Origin of the sequence: Staphylococcus sp. EG-SA-14, from assembly GCF_017151935.1 — a bacterium.
GTDB lineage: Bacteria > Bacillota > Bacilli > Staphylococcales > Staphylococcaceae > Staphylococcus > Staphylococcus aureus.
Genome location: NZ_JACVZM010000021.1, coordinates 9865 through 27832 on the forward strand (window position 1 = coordinate 9865; position 17968 = coordinate 27832).

The following is a 17968-nucleotide window of genomic DNA, read 5'->3' on the forward strand; positions in this document are numbered from 1 at the left end:
GAAATTAGAAATCCGATTTCACTATTTTGGGGCCTCGCCAACTTACATGTTATTTTAAGCTGACTTTCCGCCAGCTTCTGAGTTTGTGGCCCGTTTCCCCAACTTACATTGTTTGTAGAAATTGAGGATCCAATTCCACTATGTTGGAGCTCCGCCAACTTGCATGAAATAGAAGCTGACTTTCCGCCAGCTTCTGAGTTTGTGGCCCGTTTCCCCAAATTGCACTGTTTGTAGAAATTAGAAATCCGATTTCACTATTTTGGGGCCTCGCCAACTTACATGTTATTTTAAGCTGACTTTCCGCCAGCTTCTGAGTTTGTGGCCCGTTTCCCCAACTTACATTGTTTGTAGAAATTGAGGTTCCAATTCCACTATGTTGGAGCTCCGCCAACTTGCATGAAATAGAAGCTGACATTCCGAAGCCTCTATGTTGTGGACTGCAGTCAACTACTGCCAATATAACTTTGTAAAGCATAAAACATTGATTTGTGTACCAGACATAGTAATATATCAAAAGTTCAATTTTAAATATTAAAACACCATTTAAACGGAATTGATAATTAATTACTCCAGACATAATTGAAAGAAGTCATCTATCAGTATTATTTTTAATGAAATCATTAAACCGCGTTTCTTAATATGCCAAGATTATGATATGCTATTGAAGAATGAAATTAGAGGAGATTTATATATTTATGTTAGGAAAATACTGGATTCAATTATTGATAGCAACAGTTATTATAAGTTTAATATCAATTAAAGCTTTTCCATTGGCAATTGGGGCATTATATTTACCTGTTATTTTCAAAGTAATAAAATTACAACTCAATTTATCAAAAGGATTAATTGATGATGTTAATGCGCAAACATTCATTAAAAGTAATCAATCAGGTATTGTAATCAGTGTAATTTGTTGTTTATTAATAACAGCAATATTGTATTATACACTTGATGGGTTTTATGCGAGTTTAACAGGAGTTTTAGGTACGCTTGTTGCTCTAAATCCATATACGACAATTGTTAGTGCTGTATTATATATACTTACAGCTATTGCTACGGTTGAAGCTACTAAAACAAAGTATCGTAATTAAACTTAGTTCAATAATAACTAAATAATGATAGATAACACACTAATCGTATGACCGTATCACTGTAATAAAGGGTGAACACGTGCGATTAGTGTATTTTTATTTCAAATTATGAAAACGTTTTAATCATAAATTGCTCAATTAAATTATTTAATGATATACTACAGTTAAATAAACAGTGATAAGGGGAGAAATTGAATGTCAGTAAGAATTGAACATGATACTTTTGGAGAAATAGAAGTACCTGCAGATAAATATTGGGGTGCTCAAACAGAAAGAAGTAAACGTAATTTCCCAGTTGGTAAAGAGCGTATGCCAATCGAAGTAGTTTATGGTTTTGCACAACTAAAGCGTGCAGCAGCAATAGCTAATTTTGATTTAGGAAAATTAAGCGAGGCAAAGAAAGATGCCATTGTATATGCATGTGATCAAATTTTATCAGGTGAATTAGATGAACACTTCCCACTAGTTGTATGGCAAACAGGAAGCGGTACACAAAGTAATATGAATGTGAACGAAGTAGTAAGTTATGTTGCTAATATGTATTTAAAAGATCATCAAAGTGATGAAAGTATCCACCCAAATGATGATGTAAATAAATCTCAAAGTTCGAATGATACATTCCCAACTGCTATGCACGTTGCATTATATCAAGAGGTTGAAACAAAATTAGAACCTGCATTAAAACTTTTAAGAAATACTTTGAAAGAAAAAGAAGATAAATTTGATTCAATTATTAAAATTGGTCGTACACATTTACAAGATGCAACGCCGATCAAACTAGGACAAGAGATTAGTGGCTGGCGTTATATGCTTGACCGTTGTGAAACAATGTTATCTGAATCTAAGAAGCACATTTTAAATCTTGCCATCGGTGGTACGGCTGTTGGTACTGGTATTAATGCGCATCCTGAATTTGGTGATAAAGTGGCACATTATATTTCAGAAAATACGGGTTATCCATTTGTATCTTCTGAAAATAAATTCCATGCATTAACAGCACATGATGAAGTAGTACAACTACATGGAACATTGAAGGCGCTAGCAGGAGACTTAATGAAAATTGCTAATGATGTGAGATGGTTGGCTTCAGGGCCACGAGCTGGTTTGGCAGAAATTTCTATCCCTGAAAATGAACCAGGTTCATCAATTATGCCTGGTAAAGTTAATCCTACACAATGTGAAATGTTAACAATGGTTGCAGTCCAAGTAATGGGTAATGATACAGTTGTTGGCTTCGCAAGTTCACAAGGTAACTTTGAATTGAATGTTTATAAACCAGTTATTATGCATAATACACTACAATCAATTTATCTTTTAGCTGATGGTATGGAAACATTTAATAACAATTGTGCAGTGGGCATTGAACCAATCGAAGAGAATATTGATAATTATTTAAATCAATCATTAATGTTAGTTACTGCATTAAATCCACATATTGGTTATGAAAAAGCAGCTCAAATTGCTAAGAAAGCCCATAAAGAAGGTTTAACTTTAAAAGAATCTGCAATTCAAACTGGATATGTTACAGAAGAACAATTTGAAGCATGGATTAAACCAGAAGATATGGTAGATCCTCATTAATTAAATATTAATATAAAATAAAGTTTGGGCATTACAGGTAGATGTAGTGTTCAAGCTTTATTTTTTGTCTATTTCAAATTGAACTTATAAGTCTGATTTGATATAGAGCCGTGAAAGAAAAAACTTTTCATGGAGTCCGTTTTATTATAGAACCTATTTTTTTTATGATGAATTGTTGTACATGTATTGGCCAAACAACCTGTGATAAAAATCTTATGATGTCATGTATTGTCCATAGATACACGTAACGCAGTTGAAAAAGACTACAAGTTATTATCCAAGGATGTTATAAAATGAATAATTACTAAAATATCAAAATATAAAATCCTAAGCATCGTAAAAAACAAAAAACCGAACATCTGAAAAAATTAATAATTTTCCATCTATCCGATTTAAGTTGATACTTGATTTAGTTACAATGCGGTATTGCATGTTTAAATATCATGCAAAACTAATCAAATTAGTCATCCAAAGAAACGGAAATGACTTCCTTAGTCAAGGGATGCACAAACTCTATTTTGTAACTTTCAAGTTCTAATTGTCTTAACGTTGAATCACCATATAAAGGATCACCAATAACAGGGTGACCAATTTCAGCTAAATGCACACGAATTTGATGAGTACGTCCAGTATCCAACTTGATTTCAAGTTGGCACACAGCTTCTTTTATCATTTTTGAAGTTAAAATGTGTGTAATTGCACGCTGTCCAGTAGGAGACACACGTCGTTTATTCGAATGGAATTTATCTTTACCAATTGGCATATCAATCGTTTGTGGTTTTAAAGGTAAAAGTGCCTTAACATTTGCTTTGTATATCCGCGTAATATCATTGTCTTCTAACATGCGATCAAGAATTTTTTTCATTAAAGGATTTTTAGCAACAATTAATAATCCTACTGTTTCCTGGTCCAGTCGATGAATTGGTTCGACATAGTCACTATCAATAGTGTAAATCACATGATTCATTAAAGTATTGCTTTCTTTTAAATCATTAGGGTGAGTCTTAACACCTTTAGGTTTCATTACGATTGCCATATCATCGTCTTCGTATTTAATTTGTGCATAACGATAACTTGGAACATAATTACTTTTTTCATCGATGGTTGGAACAAATACATCGTCGCCAGTATGCACTTTATCCATTAATCGCGCAGGTTTATCATTAATAGTAATATCTTTAGACATATTTAAATGATGTAAATCTTTTTTAGGTACCTTAAGTTGTTGGAAAATATCTCGTAAACTTAAGTCATTAAAGTTTTCTGGTATTTTAAATTTCATAAAATCCTCCTATAGTCTTTAATATCATATCACAAATCAGTTCTCCGAAATATAACTATTGAGTAATCAAGGCCATTTTATCATGTTCACGTCTAAGATTTAAAAATATAATAACTCAATGTATAATAGTTAATACACGTAAAAATGAATTGGAGCGATTTGATGGAACAAAGGACGCGACTAGCTTTATTAAAAGAGATTGCCGAATTTTTAAACGAAGAAACTGAAATGTATAGCATGACCCAAGGTGCGTTAAAATATTTAATTGAGGGCAGTAATTTCACGACAGGCTGGATATTTTTCATCAATAGCGTAGGTGAACATGAACTTGTATCACATGTGGCTCTACCACAATCTTTGACAGCAGACCACTGTCACTATATTAAAGATGGATCTTGTTGGTGTGTGAAAGCATTTAATCAAGGTAGGCTAATGAAAGCGTCGAATATCGTCAATTGTTCTCGTATTAACTTAGCCTCTAAAGCATTTCCTAGCCAAAATGACAATATTACACATCATGCAACGGTACCACTTAAATCGGGTCAAGAACAATTCGGCATTTTAAATGTAGCGTCTCCAAATACTGAAATATATAGTGATGAAGATTTAGAGTTGCTAGAGTCTGTCGCATTTCAATTAGGGTCAGCCATCAAACGTATTTATTTAACAGACCGTGAAAAAGAAGCAGCAAAAATTAATGAACGTAATCGTTTAGCTAGAGATTTACATGATTCAGTAAATCAAATGTTATTTTCTGTAAAACTAACAGCACATGCTGCGTATGGCATGTCAAGCGAATCCATCGCTAAACAAGCATTCAAGACGATTGAGGAAACGAGTCAAAATGCCGTTAATGAAATGCGTGCATTGATTTGGCAACTTAAGCCAGTTGGACTTGAGCAAGGTTTAATTCATGCTTTGACAGCATATAGTAAATTAATGCATATACAATTAAATGTAAATGTAGAAGGTTTAATCGATTTATCTAATGAAATCGAAGAAAACATATATAGAGCATTACAAGAGTGTATTAATAATGTTAAGAAACATGCTGATACGAATAAAATGGATCTTACATTAAAACAAATGAACGATATACTATATATTGACGTGATTGATTATGGTCAAGGATTTGAGATCGATAATGTTCAGATAGCTTCATCACACGGTATTAATAACATAAAACAAAGAGTTAAATTATTAAGAGGTAAAGTGACCTTTCATTCTCAGCCAACAAAGGGTACACAAATACAATTCACAATTCCTATAAAATAGCTTGATTTAAGGAGATAACCCATGAACAAAGTAATATTAGTAGATGACCATTATATTGTGCGACAAGGATTGCGATTTTTATTATCCACGATTGAAAACATAGAAGTTTTACAAGACTTTGCAGATGGAGAAACATTTTTAGAATATTTAAAAGAGCATGAGCACCCTGATATTGTGCTATTAGATTTAGTGATGCCTGGCATGAATGGTATTGAAATTACGGAATATATTAAGGCACATTATCCGGATATTAAAGTTTTGGTATTAACAAGTTATGTTGATGATGAACATGTAATTTCAGCAATCAATAAAGGTGCTGATGGTTATGAAATGAAAGACGTTGAGCCTCAGCAATTAATTGAAACTATTAGACGAGTTATGAACGGTGAAAAAATGATACATCCTAAGGCACAAGATGTATTCGAAACAGTTAGCCAAAAACCACACTACACGAATAAGTTGTCAAAGAGAGAAATTGAAGTGTTACGTGAAATGGTTAAAGGTAAAACAAATAAAGAGATTGCAGAAACTTTATTTGTATCTGAAAAAACAATTAAAACACATGTCAGTCATATATTTAGTAAATTACAAGTTAGCGATCGTACACAAGCAGCAATTTATGCAATGGAAAATAAGTTGATTTAGAATGAGCTTTTAAATATTTGTCGAAAAATAGACAATTTTTAATCTGATTTTGATGAATTTTTTATAGCGATAGGGTTTATTATACAGTTTTCTTTGTAAATTTGATATCATTATAAAAGTGTAAGTTTTATCAAATCTAGTGATTGTGCATAAAATTTTACTTCATTTACTTTCGCTTCATTATAAAGTAAACTTAACTCTTGTTGACTTGATCAAAATTTAATACAAATGTGAAATTGACTCTTTTCATTTTATTAAAAATATATTAAGATGTAATCTGTGTTTCAAGAAATGTGTATTATTGCAATTTCTTGTGTCCGGATAAAATTCCCCAAACAGAAAGGTAGATAACAGAATGGATAGACAGAGTTTTACAGATTTAATTCAAACAAAATTTAAAATGGTTCGTATAGAGGCTGGTTATACGCAAGATACTATGGCGCAAACAATTGGACTTTCTAAAAAGACTTTAGTACAAATCGAAAAAGAGAGAGTATTACCAAACTGGACAACTTGTATTTCAATTTGTGCATTATTCAGAGACTCTGAAGTATTAAACAGTACATTTGGCTGTGATCCATTAGAAATCGTTCAAACAATTTCAAGAAATCACTGTGCATATCCAAACCATGCACCAACAAGTGATATTTATTGGAATAACATTGAGACTCGTAATGGGTACATTTTACAAAGTAACAAAGTAAGCAATATTTATCGTGTATTAAATCCAGATAACCAACCAATTTTCGGTACTTCTAAAATGAGAGAAGCTGAAACATACTTTAACAGAAATGCTAAAGAAGAATTAGTACATATCTAGGCCTATATACTTTTAATAAATAATAAAAGCGATGTAACACACCTGTTTCGATTGGTGAGGCATCGCTTTTTGTATGTAAACTAATAATAAATTGAGCAGAAAGTGAAATGATTAATGAATTAAAAAATAAAAATAGTGGTATAATGAATAACTATGTTGTCACAAAGGAGTCAAAATTATGAATGCACTATTTATTATCATATTTATGATTGTAGTAGGGGCGATAATTGGGGGCATTACTAATGTAATTGCAATTAGAATGCTGTTTCACCCCTTTAAACCATACTATATATTTAAATTTAGAGTCCCATTTACACCAGGTTTAATACCGAAAAGACGCGAAGAAATTGCAACTAAAATTGGCCAAGTGATTGAAGAGCATTTGCTTACAGAAACTTTAATTAATGAAAAATTAAAAAGCGAGCAATCACAGCAAGCAATAGAATCTATGATTCAACAGCAGTTACAAAAGTTGACGAAAGATCAATTGTCAATAAAACAAATTACTTCTCAAATCGATATTGATTTAGAACAAGTATTACAAACTAATGGAAATCAATATATTGAATCACAATTGAATAATTATTATACAAAGCATCAAAACCAAACAATAGCATCTTTATTGCCAAATCAACTTGTAACATTTTTAGATCAGCATGTAGATAACGCAACAGACTTATTATGTGATCGTGCAAGGAATTATTTATCATCTGCAAAAGGCACACAAGATATTAATGATATGTTGGATACTTTTTTCCATGAGAAAGGTAAGTTAATTGGTATGTTGCAAATGTTTATGACAAAAGAGAGCATTGCAGATCGCATTCAACAAGAACTTATACGTTTAACATCTCATCCTAAAGCAAGAACAATTGTGACATCGTTAATTACCAATGAATATCAAACTTTTAAAGATAAACCATTGAATGAACTGTTAGATGCATCGCAGTTTAATGAAATCGCTGAAAATCTATCAGTGTATGTAACAACATATGCAAGCAAACAAGCGAATAAGCCAGTGGTTACGTTAATGCCTCAATTCGTTGATTATTTAGAAGGTCAACTCTCTAGCAAATTAGCAAATTTAATCATTGAAAAATTATCGATTCACTTATCTACAATTATGAAAAAAGTGGATTTACGAGGATTAATTGAAGAACAAATTAATACGTTTGACTTAGATTATATTGAAAAATTAATTATAGAAATTGCTAACAAAGAACTAAAGTTGATTATGTCATTAGGTTTCATTTTAGGTGGTATTATTGGATTTTTCCAAGGTTTGGTTGCAATCTTTGTCTAAAAAAGCGAGATGTGGTAAAGTAATATCGAACGTTTTAATAAACATCACAACAAAGGAGTGCTATAACCATGGCAGTAAATTTATATGATTATGCAAATCAATTAGAACAAGCTTTAAGAGAAAGCGAAGAATACAAAGCAATCAAAGAAGCATTCGCTAATGTAAAAGCTAACGAAGAATCTAAAAAGTTATTCGACGAGTTCCGTGAAACTCAAATTAACTTCCAACAAAAACAAATGCAAGGTGAAGAAATTGCTGAAGAAGATTTACAAAAAGCGCAAGAACAAGCGCAAGCAATTGAAAAAGATGAAAACATCTCTGCATTAATGAATGCTGAACAAAAAATGAGTCAAGTATTCCAAGAAATCAACCAAATTATCGTTAAACCATTAGACGAAATTTACGCTGACTAATATTAAAATAATATTTTTCAATCCTTTAAATAGAGGAATAGACTGCCGACAGAGTCCGAGACTTTGTGGGTAGTTTTTTTAGTTTTGATAACGGAAGTTAGAGGCTCTCTGTCAAATTGGGCAGATGCGTTCAGTATCGGAATTTAGGCTACTAAACATGTCCTAGCTTTAGCTCAGAATGGACGACGGAAGCTGGGCAATCAAACATGGCTAGCTCTATGCCAAAACGGGCAGATGAGCTTGATAACGGAAGTTAGGCTAGTAAACGTGTCCTAACTTCCTTTTTGCATTTTGAAGTGTAAAGTTTTCAACATAATACTATTAGTTCGGTCATGTATCGGACTGATGGAAAAGCGTTTCACTTTTAATGACTCATTAAGAACGGCCTGAAAATGTTTGGCGTATTTAGTGCAATGATAGTTTTGACATTTAGTTTCTAATTGGTCATTACTGCCGAGCAAATCTAGTAGAGTAATCATGTAAATCTTTAATGTGTCAGTTGGTTCACTAGCGGTGTTAACAATTACGGAAATTGCATTTCCGACTGAAATTTTTGAAAAAAATCAACGCACGCTACAAATAAAATTTTAAACTGTTATAAATGTGTCTCAATTTCATATGTTCATCGACGATATGAAGCGTATTATGGTAAAATGAAGAAATAATAAACTTGTTAATAAATAAAACATCACGATTTGACTAAAGCACTTTATTATTGTGTAGATAATAATTTTTTAACGAAATAAAAATGGCGACTGGTTTTAATAAATCAGCTAATGAATCACTACACCTATAAGTATGAATATAGTGATTAGAATGCTTTGTATAGTTGGATTTTGCAAAATTGATGTTAGAACCTTTAATTAAGGAGATATGGATGTATGGTTAAATTTATTCATTGTTCGGATTTACATTTAGATAGTCCTTTCAAATCTAAGAGTCATATAAGCCCTAAAATTTTTGAGGATGTTCAAAAAAGTGCTTATGAAAGTTTTAAAAACATTGTAGATATTGCATTACAACAAGATGTTGATTTTGTAATTATCGCGGGTGATTTATTTGATAGTGAAAACAGAACATTACGTGCTGAAATTTTCTTAAAACAGCAATTTGAACGTTTACAAAATGAACAAATCTTTGTTTATGTTTGTCATGGTAATCACGACCCATTATCATCAAAGATTTCATCAAACTGGCCAGATAATGTTTCTGTATTTTCAAATAAAGTTGAGACGTATGAAGCAATTACTAAATCTGGTGAAACAATTTATATTCACGGATTTAGTTATGAAAATAGAGCAAGTTATGAGAACAAGATTGATGAATATCCATCAAGTCAAGGCCAAAAAGGCATACATATTGGTGTCTTGCATGGTACGTATAGTAAATCTTCAGTTAACGAAAGATATACCGAGTTCATTTTAGAAGATTTAAACAGTAAATTGTATCATTATTGGGCTTTAGGTCATATACATGAACGTCAACAATTAAGTGATATGCCTGTAATTAACTATTCAGGTAATATTCAAGGTAGACATTTTAATGAGCAAGGTGAAAAAGGTTGCTTATTAATCGAGGGTGACCACTTAAAATTAAAGACTAAATTTTATCCTACACAGTATATTAGATTTGAAGAAGCAACTATTGAAACGGATAAGACATCTAAGCAAGGTTTATACGAGGTCATTCAAAACTTTAAAGAACAAGTGAGAGAAGAAGGAAAAGCCTTTTATCGTTTAACGCTTGTTATTAATAGTGAGACATTAATTTCACCTCAAGATTTATTACAAGTTGAAGAAATGATTACAGATTATGAAGAAAACGAAAATCAATTTGTATATATTGATGAGTTAAAAATACAATATGCACAAAATGATGAGTCACCTTTAGTTAATGAATTTTCAGCGGAATTATTAGTCGATCAAACTGTTTTTGATAAAGCGATGTCAGATTTATATTTAAATCCAAGGGCATCTAAGTTCCTAGACGATTATGGAACATTCGACCATACAGCATTAGTTAATCGTGCTGAAGAAATATTAAAAGCTGAAATGAGAGGTGAACAAAATGATAATTAAATCACTTGAAATTTATGGTTACGGTCAATTTGTTCAACGTAAAATTGAATTTAATAAAAACTTCACTGAAATTTTTGGTGAAAATGAAGCGGGTAAATCGACGATTCAAGCATTCATCCATTCGATATTATTTGGTTTTCCAACTAAAAAGTCTAAAGAGCCAAGACTAGAACCACGTCTAGGTAACCAATACGGTGGTAAATTAGTACTTATTCTTGATGATGGCTTAGAGATTGAAGTTGAACGAATTAAAGGCAGTGCTCAAGGTGATGTGAAAGTATATTTACCTAATGGTGCTGTGCGTGATGATGCTTGGTTACAAAAGAAACTTAATTATATTTCTAAAAAGACATATCAAGGTATCTTTTCATTTGATGTACTAGGGCTTCAAGACATTCATAGAAATCTAAATGAAAAACAATTGCAAGATTATTTATTACAAGCAGGGGCTTTAGGATCAACTGAATTCACGTCAATGCGCGAAGTGATTAATCGTAAAAAAGATGAATTATATAAAAAATCAGGTAAAAATCCGATCATTAATCAACAAATTGAGCAATTAAAACAACTAGAAAGTCAAATTCGTGAAGAAGAAGCAAAGCTAGAAACATATCATCGCTTAGTAGATGATCGAGATAAATCATCACGTCGATTAGAGAATTTAAAGCATAATTTAAATCAATTATCAAAAATGCATGAAGAAAAACAAAAAGAGGTTGCTTTACATGATCATTCACAAGAATGGAAGTCTCTAGAACAACAGTTAAATATTGAGCCAATCACATTCCCAGAAAAAGGTGTGGATCGTTACGAAAAAGCGCGAGCGCATAAGCAATCGTTAGAAAGAGATATTGGTTTAAGAAATGAGCGTTTAGCTCAACTTAAAGAAGAAGCGACTCAATTAGAGCCAGTTAAACAATCTGATATTGACGCCTTCATTAGTTTGAATCAACAAGAAAATGAAATTAAAAATAAAGAATTTGAACTTACTGCAATCGAAAAGGATATTGCGAATAAACAACGTGATAAAGATGAATTGCAAGCAAATATTGGTTGGTCTGAAACGCATCATGACGTAGATAGTTCAGAGGCAATGAAAAGTTATGTCAGTGAGCAAATCAAGAATAAACAAGAACAAGCTGCATACATTAAACAATTAGAACGTAGTTTAGAAGAAAATAAAATCGAAGATAATGCGGTTCATAGCGAACTAGATTCTGTTGAAGAAAAAATAGTTCCTGAAGAGACTTTTGAAAAGAAAAAAGAATACTCACAACAAGTCATTGAATTAAACGAAAAAGAGAACTTGTATAGCAAATTGAAAGAACGTTTCGAAATTGAGCAACAAGAAAAACAAAAACGTCAAAAATTGTTACGAACAACGTTTATTCTTTTAACATTAGTAGGTATTGGTTTAACTGCCTTCTCATTTATTTCAAACAACATGTTGTTTGGTATTATTTTCGCAGTATTAACTTTAGTATTTGTTATCGGTATCATCATGTCTAAATCAAAAGAAGTAGATTATAGCGAGGCCATCACAGATGAAATCGAAGAAATTAAAGCACAACTAGCCATTTTAGATGAAAATTATGACTTAGATTTTGATCTTGATGAGCAATATCGCATTCGTGATCACTGGCAACAAGCTTTGAAAAATAAAGATATTTTAGAAGAGAAACGTCAGTATATTGAAGGTCGTTTAAATGATGCGAAAGGGCGTCATGATGAATTACAATCGACAGTTGAGAACGTTAAGGATGAATTATACTTATCATCTAAAATTTCAAATGATTTAATTGTTGATAGTATTTCTACAATGGCGAATATTAAAGCATTAGATCAACATATCAGTGATTTAAATCAACAACGCCAGCAATTGGTTCAAGAATTAGATACATTCTACAATCATGCTGAAGCTGTTACAAAATCACAATTTGTTTATTTCAACAAATTATCTTTATTCCACGATGTGCAACAATGGTTGAAATCAGCTGAAGACACGAATGAAAAATGGCGTATTAATGCTGAAAATACCAAACTTGTTACAAATGAATTAAATCATTTAAATGCTCAATTAGAAGAAAATAATAAAGAAATTACAGCACTATTCGATTTTATCAATGTTGGTACTGAAGAAGATTTTTACCAACATCATGAAGATTACCAAACTTATACTAGTAATTTGAGTCGTTTTAATGATTTAACTAAATATCTTGAGAACCAAAACTATTCTTATGAATTAAGTTCTAGTTTAAGTGAAAAAACAACTGCACAACTTGAAGAAGAAGATCATTTATTGGCTACTCAAGTTGACGAATATAATGAGCAATATCTTGAAATGCAAGCACAAGTCAGTGATTTAAGTGCACAAATCAATCACATGGAAACTGATACAACGCTTGCTAATTTAAGACATGAATATCACAGTCTTAAAAATCAACTTAATGATATCGCAAAAGATTGGGCAAGTTTAAGTTATTTACAAAGTTTAGTTGATGAACACATTAAACAAATTAAAGATAAACGTTTGCCTCAAGTTATTAATGAAGCGGTAGAAATATTGAAGCATTTAACAGATGGCAGATATACGATGATTAACTATAATGAAGATTCAATTACGGTTAAACATGTTAATGGTCAATTATATGATCCTGTTGAACTAAGTCAATCTACAAAAGAATTACTTTATGTAGCTTTACGTATCAGTTTAATTAAGGTACTAAGACCATATTATCCGTTCCCATTAATTGTTGATGATGCATTTGTTCATTTTGATAAAAAGCGTACTGAAAAAATGTTGAATTATTTACGATCATTATCAGAACACTATCAAGTACTATACTTTACATGTGTAAAAGATAATATTGTTCCATCAAAAGAAGTGATTACATTAAACAAAATAGAGGAAGGCGGGAAACGATGAGAAATATAGAGAATCTAAATCCCGGAGATTCAGTTGATCACTTTTTCTTAGTGCATAAAGCTACACAGGGTGTAACAGCACAAGGTAAAGATTATATGACATTACATTTGCAAGATAAAAGTGGTGAAATTGAAGCGAAATTTTGGACGGCTACAAAAAATGATATGGCAACAATCAAGCCTGAAGAAATTGTACATGTTAAAGGTGACATCATAAACTATCGCGGAAATAAACAGATGAAAGTCAACCAAATTAGACTAGCGACAACTGAAGATCAATTAAAAACAGAACAATTTGTAGATGGTGCACCTTTATCACCGGCAGAAATACAAGAAGAGATTTCTCATTATTTGCTAGATATTGAAAATGCTAATTTACAACGTATCACACGTCATTTATTGAAAAAATATCAAGAACGATTTTACGCATATCCAGCTGCTAGTTCTCATCATCATAACTTTGCGAGTGGCTTAAGCTATCATGTATTAACGATGTTACGTATTGCAAAATCAATTTGTGACATTTATCCATTGTTAAACAAAAGTTTGTTATATAGTGGTATTATTTTGCATGATATTGGTAAAGTTAGAGAATTGAGTGGTCCTGTTGCGACGTCGTATACAGTCGAAGGTAACTTATTAGGACACATCTCGATTGCGAGTGATGAAGTAGTTGAAGCAGCTCGTGAATTGAACATTGAAGGAGAAGAAATCATGTTGTTAAGACATATGATTTTATCTCATCATGGTAAGTTAGAGTATGGTTCGCCAAAACTGCCATACTTAAAAGAAGCAGAAATTTTATGCTATATCGATAATATCGATGCTAGAATGAATATGTTTGAAAAGGCTTATAAAAAAACTGACAAGGGTCAGTTTACAGATAAAATATTTGGTCTTGAAAATCGTAGATTCTACAATCCTGAATCACTCGATTAAGAATTAAAAGATATCGGACAGATGAGTATACTGAAACATGAGCTCAACTGTCCGATTTTTAATGCGAAAAAACCGAGCGGCCGTGGTATGATTTTTGAACCACGGTCGCTCGGTTTTGTGTTATTGGCTCATGCCGGATTGTCCGCCTTGTGCGCCACCTTGTTTAAGTTTTTCAGGGTTTAAGATTTTATCTTCGACAACTGATTTAATATCACGATCTTTAAAGTCAACATCGTATTCTTTTAATAGATCTTTGTATGCATCAGTCAATAATTTTGGATTTTTTTGTACTTTCTGATCGACTAATTTTTCTTTCAGGCTTTGTTTTTCACTGTTAAAGTCTGTTGGTTTATCAGCTTTAATAATATGATATCCAAAGCTTGATTTAACAACCTCTGATACTTCACCATCTTTAAGCTTAAATAGTGCTTTTTCAAAATCTTTATCAGTTTGTCCTTTAAGAACATAACCTAATTCGCCATCTTTTTTAGCTGAACCAGTATCCATTGATTCTTTTTTAGCGATTTCACCAAATTTACTTGGATCTTTTGAAACTTCTTTTTGAATTTCTTCAGCTTTTTGTTTCGCTTCTTTATCATCTAAGCCTTCTTTGTCGCTTTTCTTAGATTTAACTTTAATTAAAATGTGTGAAGCTTTCTTGCTGTCTTCTTTAATTTCAGAATCAGAGATTTTAATTTTATCTGATAGTAATTCTTTATGATAAGCAGCAGTACGTAAATTTTCTTTATATTTATCGGCTGTTAAACCTTGCTGTTGAAGGGCCTTTTCAAATTTATCTTTACCGCCGTATTGCTTTTGCATTTTTTCAATTTGTTCGTCAATCTTCTTATCATTAACTTTATTTTTATATTTATCAGCTAAAATTTTATTTAACATTTCAGTAAATGATGCATTTGCAATTTGATCTTTACCGATTTTTTTCATTGTATCTGCAACTGTTACGTCTCCAGCTTTAGAAGAAATTAATGTATTTTCTTTAGAGTCTGTGGCACTAGCGCCACAAGCGCCTAATAATAAAGCACTAGCTGTTACCGGAACGATTAATTTGTTTATCATCTTCATAGTTGAAACTCCTTTGTAAGTTAATCATCGTGAATATAACATAGTTTTATATTATCACCAATCAATAACCCATGACATCAGACTAGAGCATTAGGTTTAGGGGTAGAAATTGATGAAAATAAAAAAACAAGGTCTATATACATTTGATTGTAAGCTATTACATAGCCTAAAAACAAATAATAACACCTTGCTATAATTATTTTGTTATAAATGATATGGATTTTTAATTTTTTTCAAAATATTAATACCTGTACTATGTTCTTCTATATATTGTCCATAATTAGAAAATATAATTATTTTTAAATATAATAAATCTGTAATGGAAATACCGAAATTCAATGCCAATAAGAACATAAAATAATGTCCATATTGCGGGAATGAAATTGTTAGATAAACGAACATTGCAGATAAGATAATTAACGGCAATATTAAGTTAATGCAAAAATAAAATTTGTGTACAGGTTGATTGACGTAGGTATTATAGAATATAAGCCATTTTCTTTTAGTTAACTTATGAACTTTAAACGATTTTCTATATGGTAAGAAAAATAATAAATGTATACTTTTATGTAATGGATACGTCATAAATACAAGTAATAAAAAGATGAGAAAATGTCTATCTGATAATGGCGTATTAGATAAAAAATACATTACTTCATAACTAACTAAAAACATAATGATGGTTGCAACTGCACTCATAAATGCAATTCTAGGCAAACCAAATCGTGCATTGATATCAATTTGTCTTTTACATAAAAACATATCTTACGCCTCATCTCTTTTCAATATAAGTTAGATTATAACTAACTCAGGTTCAGTAATTCAATAGTAACATATCATGTTAGAAGAATTGTTATATAAGAAGAAAGGAGCGACGTATTGTTTGATTTGAAACGCGAAAGTGGGGATTGGTAAAATTGGCTGATTGACTAGCGTAGAAGTAGAATGCAGAATAAATTTCTGCGAACACATCTTCTTGCTAATAAAGCATCACTTATGAAAAAGGCGCGTGTGACATGAGTATTTGAAAACTTGAATAATATAAAAAATGGATATGGCAGGGCATATGCAAAAGCATCTTTTGACCAACTAAGTCATACAAATGCTAAAAATATAGTGATATGTAATTATAATAAACACCAGATTAATAATTTGTGCAAGTAAGGTATATGTAATGTTTATATAAGGTTCGGCTCAATGAAAATATAAGTATGTTGATTGTCGATAATGATTTAAGTAAAGCGTAATCAAAGTGCAAGGATAACACAATGAATCCTAAGCAATGTTTTCAATCAATTCATAAATAGGATTTAAGCGAAAACTACTACAAACAATGTCTTCCTATAATTTGTAAACATAAGTTCATTTGAGTTTTAAAAGAGAGATGACAAGAAATATCTAATTTCTAATGTCATCTCGTTTATTTGGCATTTAAATTTAAAAAATAAATATGCTGTTACTAATAAAAATAGTTGTGATCGAGAACGTAACCTGCTACTTAGAAATTTCGTTTCCAATATCCTCGCCACGATTTTGTAAATTTTCGATGTGTGACTGTAAACGTTCAATATTAGGATTGATGTCAGATTTGAAGTTTCCAAGTAATGACTTAATTTCACCACCAATTGAACTACCAAATTCCGCACTTTCGTTTTTAATTTGAACACCATAGTTTAAAATGTCATTAAAACTTTGTTTAATCGTTTCAAATTCACGTTGTAGTTCTGATTTTGAACCAGTAGGGGCAGTACGATCGATTGTGTTGTTCTTGACACTTTTGTCGTCTCGTCCTTGAAGTGCAACTACAAAACCAGCTGCTACACCAACACCGATACCGAATAGAATGCGTGATGCTTTCATTTATATTCTCCTCACTTTTAACATCTGTTATCTTGATAACTCATTTTGTTTAAAATTGCTAACCTTGATGTTATCACTTCAAACGCAATTGTTATAATATTAATCATATTATACCCGTTCGAGCTTAGATTAAGCATACATTTAAAATTGTGCTTGAATTTGTTCAGCAATTTGTTGTTTTGCATCGTTATCTAAAATATCTTCATGTGTTTCCCACTTATAACCAAATCCATCAATATCATTTTCGTATCGAGGAATTAAGTGGAAATGAATATGAAATACAGATTGATCTGCAAACTCACCATTATTTTGAATAATGTTTAAACCATCAGGATTAAATGCACGCTTAATAGCATTTGCTACTTTAGGTAATGCTGCACCGATATGTTTCATTGTTTCTTCATCAGTTTCAAAGATATTAGCAGAAGCTTTTTTAGGAATTAATAACGTATGTCCTTTAGTAACTTGTGATATATCCAAAAAGGCATAGACATAACCGTCTTCATATACTTTAAAGCTAGGAATTTCTCCAGTTAAAATTTTGCCGAAAATTGTTTCTGACATGATGACTACACTCCTTTTCAACTAGTATTACCATTCATTATAACATTGTCGCTAAAAATTCGATATTAGGACATGTGTATTTAATATGAGCATTTTATAATTTTTGGTA

General features: G+C 31.4%; 16 protein-coding genes. 11 read left to right on the forward strand and 5 right to left on the reverse strand.

From position 1 onward, the window contains the following. Positions 1-695: 695 nt before the first annotated feature. On the forward strand, positions 696-1091 hold the full coding sequence (locus IDG63_RS11460) for a hypothetical protein (RefSeq protein ID WP_000901021.1): 396 nt from the start codon (positions 696-698) through the stop codon (positions 1089-1091). Between the two features lie 195 nt (positions 1092-1286). Next, a complete protein-coding gene (fumC, locus tag IDG63_RS11465; protein WP_000116224.1) occupies positions 1287-2672 on the forward strand; it encodes a class II fumarate hydratase in 1386 nt (461 codons plus the stop codon). Between the two features lie 460 nt (positions 2673-3132). Here fumC and IDG63_RS11470 read toward each other — a convergent pair whose 3' ends face one another. Next, the gene (locus tag IDG63_RS11470) at positions 3133-3954 is read right to left on the reverse strand and encodes an RluA family pseudouridine synthase (protein WP_000669376.1); all 822 of its coding nucleotides are present in this window, start codon (positions 3952-3954) and stop codon (positions 3133-3135) included. Between the two features lie 162 nt (positions 3955-4116). Here IDG63_RS11470 and IDG63_RS11475 point away from each other — a divergent pair, with 162 nt between their 5' ends. The 9 genes from IDG63_RS11475 (at position 4117) to yhaM (ending at position 14352) form a co-directional block, all read left to right on the forward strand. Next, positions 4117-5229, forward strand: coding sequence for a GAF domain-containing sensor histidine kinase (locus tag IDG63_RS11475; RefSeq protein ID WP_000437961.1), 1113 nt, complete (start codon positions 4117-4119; stop codon positions 5227-5229). 21 nt (positions 5230-5250) lie between these two features. Beyond that, a complete protein-coding gene (locus IDG63_RS11480; protein WP_001045133.1) occupies positions 5251-5874 on the forward strand; it encodes a response regulator in 624 nt (207 codons plus the stop codon). Positions 5875-6229: 355 nt separating this feature from the next. After that, entirely contained in the window at positions 6230-6694 is a 465-nt protein-coding gene (gene xdrA / locus IDG63_RS11485) for an XRE family transcriptional regulator XdrA (protein WP_000375864.1), read from the forward strand. Between the two features lie 178 nt (positions 6695-6872). Further along, positions 6873-7997 (forward strand): DUF445 domain-containing protein, encoded by a 1125-nt coding sequence (locus tag IDG63_RS11490; protein ID WP_000992516.1) that lies wholly within the window; start codon positions 6873-6875, stop codon positions 7995-7997. Positions 7998-8065: 68 nt separating this feature from the next. Continuing rightward, positions 8066-8410 carry a YlbF/YmcA family competence regulator gene (locus tag IDG63_RS11495; RefSeq protein WP_000290301.1) on the forward strand — a complete coding sequence of 115 codons (345 nt, stop codon included), beginning with the start codon at positions 8066-8068 and terminating at the stop codon, positions 8408-8410. A 492-nt stretch (positions 8411-8902) separates the two neighbouring features. After that, positions 8903-9001, forward strand: a complete 99-nt coding sequence (locus IDG63_RS11500; protein WP_001802255.1) for a hypothetical protein — start codon at positions 8903-8905, stop codon at positions 8999-9001. Between the two features lie 290 nt (positions 9002-9291). After that, on the forward strand, positions 9292-10488 hold the full coding sequence (locus tag IDG63_RS11505) for a metallophosphoesterase family protein (protein WP_000238227.1): 1197 nt from the start codon (positions 9292-9294) through the stop codon (positions 10486-10488). Then, positions 10478-13414 (forward strand): ATP-binding protein, encoded by a 2937-nt coding sequence (locus IDG63_RS11510; RefSeq protein ID WP_000584628.1) that lies wholly within the window; start codon positions 10478-10480, stop codon positions 13412-13414. The genes IDG63_RS11505 and IDG63_RS11510 overlap by 11 nt, the downstream gene beginning before the upstream one ends. Beyond that, complete coding sequence (gene yhaM / locus IDG63_RS11515) at positions 13411-14352, forward strand: 3'-5' exoribonuclease YhaM (protein ID WP_001244171.1); 942 nt, start codon at positions 13411-13413, stop codon at positions 14350-14352. The genes IDG63_RS11510 and yhaM overlap by 4 nt, the downstream gene beginning before the upstream one ends. Before the next feature lie 120 nt (positions 14353-14472). On the opposite strand, the gene prsA is transcribed toward yhaM, so the two are convergent. The 4 genes from prsA to IDG63_RS11535 all read right to left on the reverse strand — a co-directional run bounded on the left by prsA (position 14473) and on the right by IDG63_RS11535 (position 17859). Next, positions 14473-15435 (reverse strand): peptidylprolyl isomerase PrsA, encoded by a 963-nt coding sequence (gene prsA, locus IDG63_RS11520; protein WP_000782121.1) that lies wholly within the window; start codon positions 15433-15435, stop codon positions 14473-14475. A 204-nt stretch (positions 15436-15639) separates the two neighbouring features. Continuing rightward, complete coding sequence (locus tag IDG63_RS11525; RefSeq protein WP_000477959.1) at positions 15640-16197, reverse strand: DUF3267 domain-containing protein; 558 nt, start codon at positions 16195-16197, stop codon at positions 15640-15642. A 732-nt stretch (positions 16198-16929) separates the two neighbouring features. Beyond that, entirely contained in the window at positions 16930-17295 is a 366-nt protein-coding gene (locus IDG63_RS11530; RefSeq protein ID WP_000648118.1) for a YtxH domain-containing protein, read from the reverse strand. Positions 17296-17436: 141 nt separating this feature from the next. After that, complete coding sequence (locus IDG63_RS11535; protein WP_000004988.1) at positions 17437-17859, reverse strand: HIT family protein; 423 nt, start codon at positions 17857-17859, stop codon at positions 17437-17439. Between the last annotated feature and the right edge of the window lie 109 nt (positions 17860-17968).